Source organism: Burkholderia sp. Bp8992 (assembly GCF_003853705.1).
GTDB lineage: Bacteria > Pseudomonadota > Gammaproteobacteria > Burkholderiales > Burkholderiaceae > Burkholderia.
The window spans coordinates 430,004-446,906 of sequence record NZ_QTQI01000001.1 but is presented as its reverse complement, the minus strand read 5'-3'; the positions used below and the strand labels follow the sequence as shown (position 1 = coordinate 446,906).

The 16,903-nt window shown below is 69.1% G+C and carries 11 protein-coding genes and 2 pseudogenes; 8 read left to right on the top strand and 5 right to left on the bottom strand.

Features of this window, described 5'->3' with window-relative positions; translation table 11 throughout:
* Nucleotides 1–14 precede the first annotated feature (14 nt).
* Complete coding sequence (locus tag DIE03_RS02025) at nucleotides 15–578, top strand: cysteine hydrolase family protein (protein ID WP_124446958.1); 564 nt, start codon at nucleotides 15–17, stop codon at nucleotides 576–578.
* A pseudogene (locus DIE03_RS02020) lies at nucleotides 575–2,029 on the top strand (DHA2 family efflux MFS transporter permease subunit). Before DIE03_RS02025 ends, DIE03_RS02020 begins: the two are co-directional and overlap by 4 nt.
* Before the next feature lie 75 nt (nucleotides 2,030–2,104).
* On the opposite strand, the gene DIE03_RS02015 reads toward DIE03_RS02020, so the two are convergent.
* Nucleotides 2,105–2,704 (bottom strand): LysE family translocator, encoded by a 600-nt coding sequence (locus DIE03_RS02015; protein ID WP_124446956.1) that lies wholly within the window; start codon nucleotides 2,702–2,704, stop codon nucleotides 2,105–2,107.
* 95 nt (nucleotides 2,705–2,799) lie between these two features.
* Between DIE03_RS02015 and DIE03_RS02010 the strand changes: the two genes are divergently transcribed.
* Nucleotides 2,800–3,675: a LysR substrate-binding domain-containing protein gene (locus DIE03_RS02010; protein ID WP_124446954.1), complete on the top strand. Its 876-nt coding sequence runs from the start codon at nucleotides 2,800–2,802 to the stop codon at nucleotides 3,673–3,675.
* 12 nt (nucleotides 3,676–3,687) lie between these two features.
* Here the strand turns inward: DIE03_RS02010 and DIE03_RS02005 are convergent, their stop codons facing one another.
* A complete protein-coding gene (locus tag DIE03_RS02005) occupies nucleotides 3,688–5,406 on the bottom strand; it encodes a SulP family inorganic anion transporter (RefSeq protein ID WP_124446952.1) in 1,719 nt (572 codons plus the stop codon).
* 279 nt (nucleotides 5,407–5,685) lie between these two features.
* Here DIE03_RS02005 and DIE03_RS02000 point away from each other — a divergent pair, with 279 nt between their 5' ends.
* Nucleotides 5,686–6,927 carry a mechanosensitive ion channel family protein gene (locus tag DIE03_RS02000; RefSeq protein ID WP_124446950.1) on the top strand — a complete coding sequence of 414 codons (1,242 nt, stop codon included), beginning with the start codon at nucleotides 5,686–5,688 and terminating at the stop codon, nucleotides 6,925–6,927.
* 18 nt (nucleotides 6,928–6,945) lie between these two features.
* Here DIE03_RS02000 and DIE03_RS01995 read toward each other — a convergent pair whose 3' ends face one another.
* Entirely contained in the window at nucleotides 6,946–8,367 is a 1,422-nt protein-coding gene (locus DIE03_RS01995) for a PLP-dependent aminotransferase family protein (RefSeq protein WP_124446948.1), read from the bottom strand.
* Nucleotides 8,368–8,519: 152 nt separating this feature from the next.
* On the opposite strand from DIE03_RS01995, the gene DIE03_RS01985 reads away from it, so the two are divergent.
* Entirely contained in the window at nucleotides 8,520–10,844 is a 2,325-nt protein-coding gene (locus DIE03_RS01985) for an FdhF/YdeP family oxidoreductase (protein ID WP_124446944.1), read from the top strand.
* Between the two features lie 12 nt (nucleotides 10,845–10,856).
* Nucleotides 10,857–11,776 (top strand): annotated as a pseudogene (locus DIE03_RS01980) (bestrophin family protein).
* Nucleotides 11,777–11,789: 13 nt separating this feature from the next.
* On the opposite strand, the gene DIE03_RS01975 reads toward DIE03_RS01980, so the two are convergent.
* Nucleotides 11,790–13,820 (bottom strand): FUSC family protein, encoded by a 2,031-nt coding sequence (locus DIE03_RS01975; protein ID WP_124446942.1) that lies wholly within the window; start codon nucleotides 13,818–13,820, stop codon nucleotides 11,790–11,792.
* Nucleotides 13,821–13,966: 146 nt separating this feature from the next.
* Here DIE03_RS01975 and DIE03_RS01970 point away from each other — a divergent pair, with 146 nt between their 5' ends.
* Nucleotides 13,967–14,869: a LysR family transcriptional regulator gene (locus tag DIE03_RS01970; RefSeq protein ID WP_124446940.1), complete on the top strand. Its 903-nt coding sequence runs from the start codon at nucleotides 13,967–13,969 to the stop codon at nucleotides 14,867–14,869.
* Nucleotides 14,870–14,909: 40 nt separating this feature from the next.
* Here DIE03_RS01970 and DIE03_RS01965 read toward each other — a convergent pair whose 3' ends face one another.
* Nucleotides 14,910–15,275: a hypothetical protein gene (locus tag DIE03_RS01965; protein ID WP_124446938.1), complete on the bottom strand. Its 366-nt coding sequence runs from the start codon at nucleotides 15,273–15,275 to the stop codon at nucleotides 14,910–14,912.
* On the opposite strand from DIE03_RS01965, the gene DIE03_RS01960 reads away from it, so the two are divergent.
* The gene (locus tag DIE03_RS01960) at nucleotides 15,274–16,833 is read left to right on the top strand and encodes a DHA2 family efflux MFS transporter permease subunit (protein ID WP_124446936.1); all 1,560 of its coding nucleotides are present in this window, start codon (nucleotides 15,274–15,276) and stop codon (nucleotides 16,831–16,833) included. The genes DIE03_RS01965 and DIE03_RS01960 overlap by 2 nt on opposite strands.
* Nucleotides 16,834–16,903: the final 70 nt, after the last annotated feature.

Genomic DNA, 16,903 nt, shown 5'->3' with positions numbered 1-16,903 from the left:
CACGGAGCCCCGTCATGAGCGCAACCCGTCTCGACACGAACACGGCACTGGTCGTCATCGACCTGCAGAAAGACATCGTCGCCCTCCCCACCGCCCACCCGGTCGCACCGGTGATCGCGCACGCCCGCACGCTGCTCGACGCATTCCGCAGCCGCGGCCTGCCGGTCGTGCTCGTCAACGTCGCCGGCGGTGCGCCGGGCCGCACCGAGCAAGCGCCGCGCACGGCGCAACTCCCCGCCGACTGGGCCGAGCTCATCCCCGAACTGGACCGCCGGCCGAACGACCACGTCGTGACCAAAAAGACCTGGGGCGCATTTACCGGCACGGATCTCGACGCTCACCTGAAGGCGGCCGGCGTCACGCAGATCGTGCTGACCGGCGTCGCGACGAGCATCGGCGTCGAATCGACCGCCCGGCAGGCCCACGAACTCGGCTACAACGTGACGCTCGCCGTCGACGCGATGACCGACCTCAACGCGGACGCACACGTGAACAGCATCGAGCGCCTGTTCCCGCGCCTCGGCGAGACCGGCACGACGCAGGACATCGTCGCGCTGCTCGACCGGCGCGGCGCGTGAGCGACCAGCACGCGAAGCCGGCGCCGGGCCATGCGGCCGGCCGGCTCGATCCGTCGATCTGGAAGGTCAGCGCGGTCGCGACGCTCGGCTCGCTGCTGTCGCAGCTCGACGCGACGATCGTCAACGTGTCGCTGTCGAGCCTCGCGGCCGACCTGCATGCGAGCCTGTCGACGATCCAGTGGGTGACGAGCGGCTACCTGCTCGCGCTGACGCTGGTGCTGCCGCTGAACGGCTGGCTGGTCGACCGCATCGGCGCGAAGGCGCTGTACCTGTGATGTTTCTCGGCGTTCACGCTCACGTCGGCGCTGTGCGGGCTCGCGTGGTCCGCACCGTCGCTGATCGCGTTCCGCGTGCTGCAAGGCGTCAGCGGCGGGTTGCTCGCGCCGATGGCGCAGATGATGATCGCGCGCGTCGCGGGCCAGCAGATGGCGCGCGTGATCGGCTACGCGGCGGTACCCGTGCTGCTTGCGCCGATCCTCGGGCCCGTGGTCGCCGGCGCGATCCTGCAGCATGCGTCATGGCGCTGGCTGTTTCTCGTGAACCTGCCCGTCGGCGCGCTCGCGCTTGCGCTGGCCGCGCGTTTCCTGCCCCCTGACCACGACGATGCGCAACGGCGCGAACTCGACTGGGTCGGCCTCGCGCTGCTGTCGCCCGCCCTCGTGCTGTTCCTGTACGGCGCCGAACGGATCGGCTCGGCGCTCGGCGTCGCCGCGGTCGGCTGCTCGGCGCTGCTGCTCGCGGCGTTCCTGCGCTTCGAGCGGCGCAAGGGTGAACAGGCGCTGATCGATCTCGCGCTGTTCCGCTCGCGCGTGTTCGGCGCGGCGGCCGGCACGCAGTTCCTGTCGAACGGCGCGATGTACGCGGGCCAGATGCTGATCCCCGTGTTCCTGATCCAGGCGTGCGGGCGTTCGCCGGGCGAGATGGGCTGGCTGCTCGCGCCGCTCGGGCTCGGCATGCTCGTCACCTATCCGTCGATGGGCGCGCTGACGAGCCGGTTCGGCGTGCGCCGGCTGGCCGCGGCCGGCGCCTTGCTCGCGCTCGTCGCGACGCTGCCGTTCGTGGTCCTCGCGCTGGCCGGCTACGACCCGGTCGTGCTCGTACCGGCGCTGTTTGTGCGCGGCATGGGCCAGAGCGCGATCGGCGCGCCGTCCATCTCCGCCGCGTATGCGTCGGTCGAACGCCGCAACCTGCCGATGGCGACGACGTCGCTCAATATCGTGCAGCGCCTCGGCGGCCCGACGTTCACGACGATGTGCACGCTGTTCCTCGCGTGGCGGCTGCACGTCGAATCGGCGTCGGCCGGCGGCTCGCAGGCCGCAGCGTTCGCGTGGGCATTCGGCCTGCTGTGCGCGCTGCATGCGGCGAGCTTCATCACGACGCTGTGGCTGCCGTTGTGGTCGAGCGGCGCCGGTGGCCGGCCTGCCGGCGCCGTGCGAGCCGGTTCGCACTGAACAGGGAGAGCGCCGCGCAGTGTGCGCGGCCTCCTGTCAGGGCCTGTTCACGCTAATAGCGGGCTTGCGCTGGCCCTACGGCAGCCACATCGGCACGATCGACACCACGAGCAGCAAGCCGAGCCCGGCATTCAGGCAGCGCCACTGCCGCTCCGTGCGCAACACGCGTGCGAACAGCAGCCCCGCGAAACACCACAACGACAGCGACGCCATCGCGGCCACACCGAACGCGAGCCCGAGCAGCACGCCGAGCCGCGCCGGCCCGGACGCGAGCGCCGCGAACGACGCGGCCGCGCCGAGCGTCATCGCCCAGCCCTTCGGGTTGTGCCAGAGCATCCACACGCCGCTGACGAATCCTTGCGGCCGCTGCACGGCGGCATCGAGCCGCGGCTTGCCGCCGCGCCCGATACGCACGGCCAGCCACACGAGGTACAGCGACCCGACCGCCTTCATCGCGAGCTGCAACGCCGGCAGGGCGAGCAACACACTGCCGAGCCCGGCCGCCGCGGCAGCCGCCATCGACGCCAGGCCGGCCGCGATGCCCGCCATCAGCGGCAGCGAACGCCGGTAGCCGAAATGCGCACCCGACGCGGTCGCGAGCGTCGTCGCACCGCCCGGCGTCACGGTGGATACGATCACGAACAGCATCAGCAGCAGGTAGTCGTGAAGCGGCACGGCGGCTCCCGGTTGTCGTCGTCGAAGCCCCGTTTTACCCGCGATTCCTCCATTACGACAGCGAAAGCTTCTTATGCCTGCCATTAGCGTTCATAATGCGACGCATGGCTCGCAATCTCGACATCGCGCTGCTGCGCGCATTCGTCTCGGTCGCCGATCATCGCAGCATGACGGCGGCCGGCCACGCGCTGCACCTGACGCAAGGCGCGATCAGCCAGCAGGTCGCGCGACTCGAAACGCTGTCCGGCCCGCTGTTCGTCCGCGAGCATCGCAACCTGCTGCTCACGGCGGCCGGCGAGCGGCTGCTCGAACAGGCGCGCCGGCTGCTCGCCGTACACGATGCGCTGCTCACCGACCTGACGGCCGGTGCGGTGGAAGGCGCGGTACGCCTCGGTGCGCCGCAGGATCTGGTCGGCACCTGTCTCGCGCCGATCCTGAAAAGCTATGCGCAGGCGCATCCGCAGGTTGCGCTCACGCTCGTGTGCGCGGCGTCGCCGGAACTGCGGCGCGGGCTCACGCAGGGTGACCTCGACGTCGCGCTGATCGAGGCGCCGGTCGGGTCGTCGCGCGGTGAGTGCATCGCCATCGACCGGCTGGTCTGGGTCGGCGCGAAAGGCGGCACCGCGCACCGCACCACGCCGCTGCCGGTGTCGATGGTCGCGCAGACCTGCGCGTTCCGCCCTTCCGTGCTCGACGCGCTGCGCGGCTGCGATCGCACGTGGCGCACCGTGTTCGAGAACGGCAGCTTCGACGCAACGGCCGCGACCGTGCGCTCCGATCTCGCGGTGACCGTCTGGCTCGCGTCCACCGTGCCGGCCGACCTCGACATCCTGCCGGCCGGCAGCGGCCTGCCCGCGCTGCCGAATTTCTCGATCAACCTGCACGTGCCGCGCGGCCAGCGCACGCCGGCCGCGACGGAACTGGCGCGCTACCTGCGCAACGGTTTCGCGCGCCTGCGCACGGCCGCGTAGCGCCCGGGCGCGCTACACGGTGCCCGGCTCCTGCGGCGCGGGCGTCGTGCCGGCCGCCTCCAGTGCCTGATGCAGCGTCGCGAAGATGCACGACGCGCCGACGACCTCGGTGATCCCGTGACGATCCATGTCCGCACGCAGATAACGATTCACGCGCCCGAACAGCACGCCGATCCCGCGTGCATGCAACGTCCTGACGAGATCGGTCAGCGTCCGCGCGGCCGAATAATCGACGTCGGTGATCGCACCCGCATCGACGACGAACCAGCGCGGCGGCACCGGCGCCGCGTCGACGAGCTCGGTGATTTCGCCGGCGAACAGATGGTCGTTCGCGAAGAACAGGTCGGAGCCGAACCGGTAGACGATCAGCCCCGGCGCCGTCATCGCACCGCGCCGCGTGGGCACCGGCTGCCACCGCCCATCGCCCGCGACGGGTTCGAGCACCATCGTGTGCGGCTGGTAACTGTGGCGCACGTGCCGCATCAGCGACAGCGCCACGGCCAGCAGGATGCCGTGTTCGACGCCGACGGTCACGACGGCCGTGGCCGTCACGAGCGCGAGCGTGAATTCGCCAGGGCTTTCCTTGCGGATCGCAGCGAGGCTGCGCACGTTGATCAGCCCGAGCGCGATCGTGAACACGATGCCGGCCAGCACCGCATGCGGCAGATACTGCAGGTAGGTGCTGAAGAACAGCAGCACGACGGCCACGACGGCGGCGAACGCGAGATGCCCGATCTGGCTGCGCACGCCCGCGCCGTCGGCCATCGCTGTTTGTGTCGGGCTACCGTTGACGACGAACGCACCGCCGACCGCCGCCGCCGCGTTCGCGGCCGCGAGGCCGAGGATGTCGGCGTTGGTGTCGACGTCTTCGCCGTATTGCTGCGCGAACACGCGTGCGGCCGCCGCGCTCTGCGCGATGATCATCACGAAACACGAGGCGGCGACCGGCACGAGATCGAGGAACTGCTGCCACGTGACGGACGGCCAGCGCAGCGGCGGCAAGCCGCCCGCAACCGGCCCGAGCACCGCGATGCCATGCGCTGGGAACCCGAACCCGTAGCTCGCCGCGATGCTGCCCGCGACGACGATCATCGGCATCGGCACGCGCGGCAGGAACCGCTTGCACGCGAGAATCGCGACCACCACGAGCGCCGCGAGCGCGAGCGTCGGCCGGTTCGTGTGGACGAGATGCGTGACGACGTAGTCGAGTTGCGCGAGGCTGCGCGACGCCGGGTACGGCACCGCCAGCCCGAGCATGTCGCCGAGCATCGCGATCGACACCTGCACGCCGACGCCCGCGAGAAAGCCGACCAGCACCGTGCGCGACAGGAAATCGGCGAGAAAACCGAGCTTGAAGACGCGCGCGAGCAGCAGCATCGCACCGGTCAGCAGCGCGACCATGCCGGCCAACGCCGCATATTCCGCGCTGCCGGCCGGTGCCATCGACGACAACCGACTCGCGAAGATCGTCGCGGTCGCGGAATCGGCGGCGACCACGAGATGGCGCGATGCGCCGAAACACGCGAACGCGATGAGCGGCAGGAACACCGTGTAGAGGCCCGTGACGGCCGGCATCCCGGCGATGCGCGCATAGCCGAGCACCTGCGGGATATCCATCGATGCGAGCGAGATGCCCGCGAACACGTCGCGGATGGCGCCTGCCCGGCGGATCGGGAGAATGCCTTTCAGCAGCCGCGCGCCCGACGGGCGGCTTTCGTTGGAATCTTGCATGCGTGAAGTGCGTGAGGTCGAAGTGACGAGGATCGCGAAGGCTTTCGCGCATCGTGCCCCGGGCGAGGCTCGCATGGCAAGTGCGGCCTTTCACCCTCACCTCGATGCAGATGATACCTGCACAATGGTGAGCGTATTCGGGAGCCGGTTGACGCGGCATCCACGACACGCGCCCGGAACCCGATGGCACAATCACGGTCCCTTTCATATGCCCTTCACCGGGGCGCGCGCCGCGTCGCGGCGCCGATTCAACGCACGAGAAGGCCCCTGTTTGCCGCTATGACCCTGAACGAATCCTGGTTGACGCCGCTCGTCGGCATCCTCATTCTGCTCGCCGCCGCCGGCGCCATCACCGCCGCCGTCCATTTCCTGCTGTTTCGCGTGGTCGCGCGCCTCGCGCGGCTGTCCGCCACGCGCGTCGACGACGCGCTGTTCGAGTTCGGCGCATTCAAATGGCTGAACCGCATCGTCCCGTTCGTCGTGATCAAGCTCGGGCTCGGCGCGGTGCCCGGCATTCCGGAGCGCGTCGCACAGGTCACCGACAAGGTGCTGTTCGCGCTGATCGTGTTCCTCGTCACGATGACGATCAGCGCGACGCTGTCCGCGCTCGAGCACACGCACCGCACGCACCAGCGCGACCAGCCGCGCCTGTCGCTGAAAGGCGCGATGCAGCTCGTCAAGCTCGTGATGTTCATCACGGCGGCACTGGTCGTGATCGGCGATGCGACCGGCAAGCAGATCGGCCTGCTGCTGTCCGGCATCGGCGCGATGTCGGCGGTGCTGATGCTGATCTTCAAGGACACGCTGCTCGGCCTCGTCGCCGGCGTGCAGCTGTCGTCGAACGACATGCTGCGGATCGGCGACTGGATCACGATGCCGTCGGCCGGCGCGGACGGTACCGTCATCGACATCACGCTGAACACGGTCAAGGTCGCGAACTTCGATCACACGATCATCACGGTGCCGACGTGGAAGCTGATCACCGAGAGCTACCAGAACTGGCGCGGGATGACCGAAGCGGGCGGCCGCCGCATCAAGCGCGCGCTGTTCGTCGACGCGACGAGCGTGCGCTTTCTGTCGAACGACGAGATCGAACGGCTCGAGCGCCTGACGCTGCTGAAGGACTATCTGGAGGACAAGGTCGACGCGATCGAGCAATGGAACGGCACGCTCGGCGCGGCCGGCGACTGCCCGGCGAATCGCCGCCAGCTGACGAATCTCGGCACGTTCCGCGCGTATGTCGCGAACTACCTGAAGGGCCATCCGCGCATCCGTCGCGACATGACCTGCATGGCTCGGCAACTGCCGCTCACGGCCGAAGGCATTCCGCTCGAACTGTACTGCTTCACCGACACGACGACGTGGGTCGACTACGAAGCCATCCAGGCCGACCTGTTCGACCACCTGATCGCGGTGCTGCCGGAGTTCGGGCTGCGCGTGTACCAGCACCCGTCGGGCTTCGACATGCGGCAGATGGCCGTCGCCGCACAGGCCGGGTTGCAGGCGCCGCACGCGGGTTGAGGCACTGCACGGCCACGCTCACCGCGCCGCGCACTCCGACGCGAGCCGCCCGAGCACCTTCAGTGCGTCCTCGATCTGCCGCGACCACGGATAGCTGTAGTTGAGCCGGATGAAATGCCGGTAGTCGGTGCCCGCCGAGAACATGTGGCCGGGCCCGACCGTGATCCGCTGCGCGAGTGCGAGCGTGTACAGCTTCATCGCATCGACCTGCGGCGGCAGCTCGACCCACAGCACATACCCGCCCTGCGGCTGCGACAGCCGCGTGCCTTCCGGGAAGAAGCGCCGCACCATCGCGCTCATCAGGCTCGCCTGCTGCGCGTACTGCTTGCGCATGCGCCGCAGGTGGAAATCGTAGCCGTCGTGTTTCAGGTACTCGGCGATCGCCAGTTGCTCGATCGCGGGCGTCGCGAGCGTGTTCAGGAATTTCAGCTTCTCGACCTGGTCGCGGTAGCGGCCCGGCATCGCCCAGCCGATCCGGTAGCGCGGCGACAGGCTCTTCGTGAACGACGCGCAATGCAGCACGAGCCCGTCGCGGTCGAACGACTTCAGCGCACCTGGCGTCGTGTCGCCGAAGTGCAGTTCGTGATAGACGTCGCTCTCGATCGCCGGCACGCCGTGCTTCGCCAGCAGCTCGACGAGCGCGCGCTTGCGCGCATCGGACATCTGGAAACCGAGCGGATTCTGGAAGTTCGGCATCACCATGCACGCCGCGATGCGCTCGCGTTCGAGGACCCGTTCGAGCGCGTCGAGATCGATGCCTTCGCCCGGGTGCGTCGCAACTTCGAGCGCGCGCATGCCCATCCGCTCGATCGCGTGCAGCATCGCGTAGAACGTCGGCGACTCGACGGCGATCGTGTCGCCCGGCTTCGCGACGGCCTGCAGGCACAGGTTGATCGCCTCGGTCGCGCCGATCGTCATCACGATCTCGCCCGGCTCGACCGAGATCCCGCGCTCCGCATAGCGCTGCGCGATCTGGCGGATCAGTTCCTGGTTGCCGGGCGGCAGGTCGTCGATCACGCCCCAGCGCGTGCGGCGCCGCCCGATCGCCTGCGCATAGCGCGCGAGGCGCTGCACCGGGAACTGCGACGCGTCGGGGTACGGCGAGCCGAGCGGCACCGCGTCGTCGCGCGCGATCGAGCGCAGCGTCGACAGCACGAGCCGGCTCACATCCACCGCCGAAGGCTCGGCCGTCGGCGCCGACGTGTGCAGCTCGGCCCCGGCCGGCGCCGACGCGCGCGCCCGGACGAAATAGCCCGATTGCGGCCGGCTCTCGATCAGCCCGCGGCTTTCCAGCACGAGGTACGCGCGCAGCACGGTCGTGACGCTCAGCTGCTGCTGCCGGCTCGCCTGTCGCACCGACGGAATCCGCTCGCCCGGCCGGTACACGCCACGCTCGATCTGCGCCTGGAGATCGTCGGCCAGTTGTTCGTAACGCTTCACGCGCCTCCCTTTCAGCTTCCCTTCAACAACACAGTTGCGATCCGCACTGTATGAATGGCCGAAACTGTACTCTTTTTTGAAGTGAACAGGTGTACACACAGCCGGACGGGTGCCGCGCGTACTCTGCAGCCATCGACCCCGACACCCGCATCATGAAAAAGAAATCCGCCACCGCGCGCATCGAACCGTACACCCACCCGGCCGCCGGCTGGGGTGCGCTGAAAGCCGTCACGATCAACCTGATCAAGGAAAAGGTCGCCGGCGGCAACTACCGGACGCTGCTGCGCCAGAACCAGCCGGACGGCTTCGACTGCCCGGGCTGCGCGTGGCCCGACCGGCAGCACGCGTCGACGTTCGAATTCTGCGAGAACGGCGTGAAGGCGGTGGCCGCCGAAGCGACGAGCAAGCGCGTGACGCCCGAGTTCTTCGCCGCGCACACGGTCACCGAGCTGCTCGACCAGTCGGATTTCGAACTCGAACAGCACGGCCGCCTCACCGACCCGATGGTGTACGACGCGCGGACCGACCGCTACGTGCCGATCGCGTGGGACGACGCGTTCGAGCTGATCGCGCGTCACCTGCGCGCACTGCCCGACCCGAACCAGGCCGCGTTCTACACGTCCGGCCGCGCGAGCAACGAAGCGGCGTTCCTGTACCAGTTGCTGGTGCGCCTGTACGGCACGAACAACTTCCCCGACTGCTCGAACATGTGCCACGAGGCGACGAGCCGCGGGCTGCCAGCGTCGGTCGGCGTCGGCAAGGGCACCGTCACGCTCGACGATTTCGAGCATGCGGACACGCTGCTGATCTTCGGCCAGAACCCGGCGACCAACCACCCGCGGATGATGGGCGAGCTGCGCGAATGCGCGAAGCGCGGCGCGACGATCGTGTCGATCAACCCGCTGAAGGAGCGCGGCCTCGAACGCTTCGCCGATCCGCAAAGCCCGATCGAGATGCTGACGATGTCGGGCACGAAGATCGCATCGACGTTCATCCAGCCGACGATCGGCGGCGATTTCGCGCTGATCAAGGGGATGGCGAAGCGCGTGCTCGAACTCGACGATGCCGCGCGCGCCGCCGGTGCGCCGCGTGTGCTCGACACCGCGTTCATCGATGAGCACACGGCAGGTTTCGACGCGTTCGCCGACGACCTGCGCAATGAAAACTGGTCCGCGCTGACGGCCGAAAGCGGCGTGCCGTACGAGCAGATCGACGGCCTTGCGCAACTCTATGCGCGCAGCGAACGCGTGATCGCGACGTGGGGCATGGGCATCACGCAGCACAAGCATTCGGTCGCGACCGTGCAGATGCTGACCAACCTGATGCTGATGCGCGGCAATATCGGCCGCCCTGGCGCCGGCCTGTGCCCGGTGCGCGGCCATTCGAACGTGCAGGGCAACCGCACGGTCGGCATCGAGGAAAAGCCGTCGCAGGCGTTCCTCGACCGGCTCGGCCACGTGTTCGACTTCGAACCGCCGCGCCACCACGGCTACGACGTCGTCGAGACGATCGAAGGCATGCTCGAAGGCCACGTGAAGGTGCTGATCGGCCTCGGCGGCAACTTCGCGATGGCGACGCCCGACACGCCGCGCACGTGGGAAGGCATGCGCCGCTGCGACCTGTCGGTGCACATCACGACCAAGCTGAACCGCAGCCACCTGATCCATGGCCGCGAAGCGCTGATCCTGCCGACGCTCGGCCGCACCGAGATCGACCTGCAGGACAACGTCGCGCAAGGCGTGACGGTCGAGGATTCGATGAGCATGGTCCACGTGTCGTACGGGATGAACAAGCCGGCGTCGCCGAACCTGATGTCGGAGCCCGCGATCGTCGCGCACATGGGTCATGCGCTGTTCGGCAGCGGCAAGATCGACTGGCTCGCTTACAAGGACGACTACGCGAAGATCCGCGACGCGATCGAAGCGACGCTCGACGGCTTCTACGACTACAACACGCGCATCGCACGGCCGGGCGGCTTCCACCTGCGCGTCGCGTCGCGCGACCGCGAATGGCTCACGCCGACGGGCAAGGCGAACTTCATCGCGCACGCATTGCCGACCGACACGCCGATCCAGCGCGCCCGCGCGCTGCACGGCGAACGGCTGATGACGCTGATGACGACGCGCTCGCACGACCAGTACAACACGACCGTCTACGGGCTCGACGACCGCTATCGCGGCGTGTTCGGCCAGCGCCGCGTGGTGTTCGTCAACCGCGACGATCTGGCGATGCTCGGCCTTGCGGCCGGCGAATGGGTCGACATGGAAACCGTGTGGCACGACGGCATCGAGCGGCGCGCGGACGGCTTCCTGCTCGTCGAGTACGACATTCCGCGCGGCTGCATCGGCGCGTACTACCCGGAAACCAACCCGCTCGTGCCGCTCGACAGCGTCGGCGACGTGTGCAACACGCCGACGTCGAAGTCGGTGCCCGTGCTGCTGCATCGCGCGGCCGCGCCGGCGTCGATCGCCGCCTGACGGAGCACGACGATGATCGTTCGTCCGCGCGAGCACTGGCTGCGGATGCTGCTCGTCTGGAACGGCTCGGTGCTGCCGACCATCCTGCCGCAGCTCGTGCTGACGCTCGCGATCAGCCTCGTCGCGGTGTGGGGCGGCGGCCGCGTGCTCGGCGAGAAGGTGCCGCTGAATCCGACGCCGTTCACGTTGATCGGCCTCACGCTGGCGATCTTCGCGGGGTTTCGCAACAACGCGAGCTACGAACGCTACCGCGAGGGCCGGCAACTGTGGGGCGGCGTCCTGACCGCCACGCGCACGCTGGTCTCGCAGGCGCTCTGCTACGGCGCAGTCGATCGTGACGATGCGTCGCGGCGCGCGTTCGTGCGGACGGTCGTCGCGTTCGTCTATGCGCTCAAGCATCAGCTTCGCGGCACCGATCCGGCCACGGACCTGCGCGGCCTGCTCGACGAGACCACCTATGCGCGCATCGCCGGTTCGCGATTCCGCCCGGTCGTCATCGTGCACGCGCTGCGCGAAACGTTCGCCGCACGCGCCGACGCGGGCCGACTCGCCGATACGCGACTGTGGATGCTGGATGCGCGCCTCGCGATCTCGTGTCGATGGTGAGCGGCTGCGAGCGGATCGCGTCGACGCCGATCCCGTTTTCATACGACGTGCTGCTGCACCGGACCATCTACGCGTACTGCGTGCTGCTGCCGTTCGGCCTCGTCGACTCGATCGGCGCGGCGACACCGTTCGTCACCGTATTCGTCGCCTATACGCTGATCGCGCTCGACGCGATCGCGCATGCGATCGCCGAGCCGTTCGGCGACGGGCCGAACCATCTCGCGCTCGATGCGATGACGCGACAGATCGAGCGCACGCTGCTCGAACTGAACCGCGAACCGCTGCCGGCGGAAGTGACGCCCGGCCGCGCGTACCGCCTCACCTGATCGGCCGCCCCGTTCAGTCGCCGCGCCCGCGCAGGAAGCGGCCGTGCTCGGCGGCTGCGTCGGCGATCCGCCGCAACAGCACGACGCCTCGCAGCAACGCGTGCGCGTCGTCGCCGTCGCGCACGGCCGCGCGGCGCCGCAGCACGCGCGCCGCCGCGTCGCAGGCCCGGTCGAGTTGCGCGAAATCCGCCCGCACGACGCGCCCGCGCACCACGGCCACCGCACGGCGCGCGGCGGGCTCGCGCGATGCCAGTTCGCCGAGCGACAGCAGGCTGTCGCCGATTCCCCAGATCGCGAGCAGGTCGCGCATGTCGCGCTCGATCAGCGTCTGCGGCAGGCTGCCCGCGAAGCCGAGTTCGCGCGCGAGACGATCGGCCGTCCGGCTCAGCCACACGCTCTCCGGCCACGCGCGCGGGTCGCGCGCGATGCCGGCCAGGTCGCGGCGCACCGCACGATGCAGCCGCCGCCTGCTCGTGCCGGGATCGCCGGGAAACACCAGCGCGAAGATCAGCGCGCCGAACGCGATGCCGAGCATCGTCGCGAGTGCGCTGTTCAGGAATGCGGCATCGCCGATGCGCACCGTGTTGTCCGGCGACGTGAAATTCCAGAAGAAGATCGAGAAGCCGCTGCCGATGCCGGCCGTGCGCGGATTGCGCATCGCGATGCCCGTGCCGATCATGAACACGCCGAGGATATACGCGAGCATCTCGAAGCCCGACACCGCCGGCAGCAGCACGAAATTGCAGAGGGCGCCCGCGACCGCCGCGCAGGCCGCCCCTTTCAGGAAGCCGACCGTGGCGCCGACCGAGTTCGGGCGCGTCGAGAACAGCGCGCAGACCACGCCCGTGATCGCGACGAAGCCCGCGCCCGACGGCCATGCGGTGACGATCCAGATCGCCGACGCGGCCAGCACCGCGATGAACGCGCGGATGCCGTTGTGCCACGCGAGCACCGGATCGTGGTGGAACGCGTAGCGCACGCGCGCAGGCGGCGGCTCGGGCCGATCGAGCAGCGCCTTGCTCGCGAACGCACGGTCGAACCCGGCGAGCAGCGCCGCCAGCCGGTCGAGCGTGAGCAGGCGCGACGTGTCCGGGCCGATCTGCGCGGCGGCCTCCGCGTGCAGGGCGTCGTCCACACGCGCACGCAGTGCCGCGATCTCGTGCCCCGCATCGCCCGAAGCGGCGACACCGTCGAGCACGCGCGCAGCCTCGTCGACCAGCGGATCCGTCGCATCGCCGGCACGCGCCGCATGCTCGCGAATCGCCTGCCCTGCGGCCTGCGCGGTGAGCACACCGAGCGCCGCCGCGCGCAGATGGCCGATCGCGTTGCGCACCGGCGGCGCGCCTGCCGCCGCATACTCGGCCGCCGTGTCGAGTTCGAACGCATCCGCAAACAGGCGGTGCACGGCCGCGTCATTCGGCTCGCGGCGCAGCGCGCCCGCGCCGACCGCCACCGCGCGGTCGAGATAGCGCGCGAGCCGGGTCCGGACGTCCTTCAGCGGCGCACCCGGCGCAAAGACCGTTTCGAACAGCGCGCCGCACAGGATGCCGACCACCACATACAGGAACCGCGCGACCGCGATGTCGAATGCATGCAGCGGCGCCGATACCGCATCCATCGCGATGATCGCGGCCGTATAGCCGGCGAGCACCGCCGCATACGCGCGGAAATTCCGCTGGAACGTCGCGACGCCCGCGCACAGCCCGATCCACGCGGCGAGCGCCAGCAGGAACAGCTCGCGCGTCTGCGCGAATGCACCGGTCAGCACGAGCGCGACGGCCGCGCCGATCGCGGTGCCGAGAATCCGGTACTGGCTCTTCGACAACCCCATTCCGCGGCTGCCCTGCGCGACGATCCACACGGTCGACGCGGCCCATTTCGGATCGTCGAGATTCATCCGGAACGCGATATAGAGCGCGAGCAGCGACGCGGCCGTATTGCGCAGCGCGAACGCGAGCGCGCCGGGCGGCAACGTCGGGCGCGCATCGCGCAGCGCGGCCCGGACGGCCGCGAGCGGCGGCACGCTGGGGAGAGCGAATTTCATCCGGCGAGCATACGATCGCGCGCCGGCCGCCACTACGGGGCGGCGGCGGGATGCGTTATTGCACCGGGCAGGATAATCGGCGCGACCCGCTGCGATCCGGCGCACGACGGTAAGATGCGCGCAGAACGAACCTCGAAACGCCCCGTATGGACCTCGAAAGCATCCGGATATTCTTGCGCGTGGTGGAACGCGGCAGCTTCACCGCCGCCGCCACGCAACTCGACATGCCGCTCAGCCGCGTGAGCCGCAAGGTCAGGCAGCTCGAAGACGACCTCGGCGTCCAGCTGCTGTACCGCACGACGCGCCGCGTGTCCGTCACCGAAGCCGGGCGCGACTATTACGAACGCTGCCTGCGCGCCGAGGAAATCCTGCTCGACGCCGACCGCCAGGCCCGTGCGCTGCGCACCGAACCCGAAGGCACGCTGCGCGTGCTGGTGCCCTACGCGATCGGCCTGATCGAACTGGAGCCGGCGCTCGCCGAGTTTCGCCGGCGATACCCGCTGGTGCAGCTCGTGCTGATCTACGACAACAGCCCGCTCGACCTCGTCGAGCACGGCTTCGACGTCGCGCTGCGCACGGGCGTGCTGACCGATTCCGGCTATGTCGCGCGCTCGCTCGGCTGGTCGCACGCAAAGTTCGCGGCCAGCCCGCACTATCTCGACCGCGCCGGCCGGCCGCAGACGCCGCAGGATCTCGCCGGTCACGACATCCTGTTCGTCGGCCGCGACACGCCCGGCCTGACGCTGCGGCTCACCAACGCGGCCGGCGACGTGGCCGACGTGCCGGTGCGGCCCGTGCTGATCTCGAACGAATCGGTCACGGTGCTGCGCCAGGCCGCGAGCGGCGGCGGCATCGCGCTGATCTCCACGCACTTCACGACGCAGCGGCTCGCCAGCAACGAACTCGAAATCGTGCTGCCCGACTGGCACCGCACCGACGACGTCGAGCTGCACGCGCTCTACCCGAAGCGCGCGACGCTCGACAGCAAGGTGCGCGCGTTCGTCGAGTTCCTGACGGAAGTCTTCACCGCGTGGCGGACCGCACCGTAACCGGCACCGTGTGACCGGCCATCGATGCCCATCGGCGGCATTATTGCGGCGCACGAAAGGAATTAATGAGCGCGCGAGCGTTGATCGCCGTGCGCCGCATCGTTAGCCTGTGCCCATGCCAAATCACCACACACGCTACGGCAGCCACGTGCCCGCTGCCCGCCGACGCGTCACGCGCGTCGCGCCCTCCTGACCGGCCTGCCCGCGTCCCGAAGCCCGCCACGGCTTCGCCGATCCGATCGAACGCCTGAACCGCATGCTGCGCGCGGACGGCCCCGTTTTCCGGGCCGCCCGCGCGCAGGGCGTGTTCGTCCGCTTCGCGGCCCGTCCGCGCAGGCGTCGCGCGCGTGCGTGCGCGACTGCCGGCGCGCGCCGCCCGGCCCCTTTCATCACGCAGGAACACCATGTCATCTCCGTCCCCCCAGGCGCCGCTGTCGGGCGGCAAGCTCGCGATCGGCACGATCGCGGTATCGCTCGCCATGTTCATGAACGTGCTCGACTCGTCGATCGCAAACGTCGCGATCCCGACGATCTCGGGCGACCTCGGCGTGTCGGTCGACGAAGGCACGTGGGTGATCACGATCTTCGCGGCCGCGAACGCGGTGTCGATTCCGCTGACCGGCTGGCTCACGCAGCGCTTCGGCCAGGTGCGCCTGTTCGTCACGTCGATCCTGCTGTTCGTGTTCGCGTCGTGGCTGTGCGGGATCGCGCCGAACCTGCCGACGCTGCTCGCCGCGCGGATCCTGCAGGGCGCCGTCGCGGGGCCGCTCGCGCCGCTGTCGCAGGCGCTGCTGCTCGGCGCATGGCCGCGGCAGAAATCGTCGAGCGCGCTCGCGCTGTGGTCGATGACGGCGCTCGTCGGCCCGATCGCGGGGCCCTCGCTCGGCGGCTGGATCACCTACGACTACAACTGGTCGTGGATCTTCTACATCAACATCCCGGTGGGCTTCTTCGCGGCAGCCGTCACGTGGATCGTGTTCCGCGACCGCGAATCGGCCACGAAACGCATGCCGATCGATACCGTCGGCCTGCTGCTGCTCGTGCTGTGGGTCGCGTCGCTGCAGATCATGCTCGACAAGGGCAAGGATCTCGACTGGTTCAACTCGCCCGTCGTCGTCGCGCTCGGCATCGTCGCGCTGATCGGCTTCGCATTCTTCCTCGTGTGGGAGCTGCATGAAGCCAACCCGATCGTCGACTTGCGGCTCTTCACGCAGCGCAATTTCGCGGGCGGCACGATCGCGATCTCGGTCGCGTACGGGATGTTCTTCGGCACGCTCGTGCTGCTGCCGCAATGGATGCAGGGCTATCTCGGCTACCGCGCGGTCGATTCGGGGCTCGCCACCGCGCCGCTCGGGGTGTTCGCGATCCTGCTCACGCCGGTCATGGGGCGCCTGCTGCCGCGCACCGACCCGCGCTATATCGCGACGCTCGCGTTCGTCGGCTTCGCGGTCGTGTTCATGATGCGCACGACGTTCTATACCGACGTGTCGCGCTGGGACCTCGTGCTGCCGACGCTGCTGCAGGGCATTCCGATGGCGATGTTCTTCGTGCCGCTGACGTCGATCATCCTGTCCGGCCTGCCGCCCGAGAAGATCCCGGCCGCGGCCGGCCTGTCGAATTTCGGTCGGACATTCTGCGGCGCGGTGGGCACGTCGCTGATCAGCAACGCGTGGAACGACCGCACGATCCTGCATCACGTGCGGCTCACCGAACAGGCGAGCGTCACCAATCCGGTCTTCACGCAGCAGGTCGACGCGACGCGTTCGCTGTTGCACCTGAGCCCCGATTCGGCGCTCGCGTTCTTCAACGCATCGGTCGACTCGCAGGCGGCCGTGATGGGGTTGAACGACATCTTCTACGTGTCGGCGATCATCTTCATCGCGATCATCCCGCTCATCTGGATCACGAAGCCGGTTCGCTCGGGGGGCAGCGATGCCGACGCGGCGGCGGCCGGCGCGCATTGATCCGTACCCGCTGCGGCGCGCGCCCCGCGCCGCGGCAGACGTAATAAACACTTGCAATCGATACAGGCCG

Excerpts from the sequence above, each read along its gene's own strand:
- DIE03_RS02025 (WP_124446958.1), top strand. The coding sequence starts at position 15 with ATGAGCGCAACCCGTCTCGACACGAACACGGCACTGGTCGTCATCGAC.
- DIE03_RS02010 (WP_124446954.1), top strand. The coding sequence starts at position 2,800 with ATGCGACGCATGGCTCGCAATCTCGACATCGCGCTGCTGCGCGCATTC.
- DIE03_RS02005 (WP_124446952.1), bottom strand. The coding sequence starts at position 5,406 with ATGCAAGATTCCAACGAAAGCCGCCCGTCGGGCGCGCGGCTGCTGAAA.
- DIE03_RS02000 (WP_124446950.1), top strand. The coding sequence starts at position 5,686 with ATGACCCTGAACGAATCCTGGTTGACGCCGCTCGTCGGCATCCTCATT.
- DIE03_RS01985 (WP_124446944.1), top strand. The coding sequence starts at position 8,520 with ATGAAAAAGAAATCCGCCACCGCGCGCATCGAACCGTACACCCACCCG.
- DIE03_RS01975 (WP_124446942.1), bottom strand. The coding sequence starts at position 13,820 with ATGAAATTCGCTCTCCCCAGCGTGCCGCCGCTCGCGGCCGTCCGGGCC.
- DIE03_RS01970 (WP_124446940.1), top strand. The coding sequence starts at position 13,967 with ATGGACCTCGAAAGCATCCGGATATTCTTGCGCGTGGTGGAACGCGGC.
- DIE03_RS01960 (WP_124446936.1), top strand. The coding sequence starts at position 15,274 with ATGTCATCTCCGTCCCCCCAGGCGCCGCTGTCGGGCGGCAAGCTCGCG.
- DIE03_RS01965 (WP_124446938.1), bottom strand. The coding sequence starts at position 15,275 with ATGGTGTTCCTGCGTGATGAAAGGGGCCGGGCGGCGCGCGCCGGCAGT.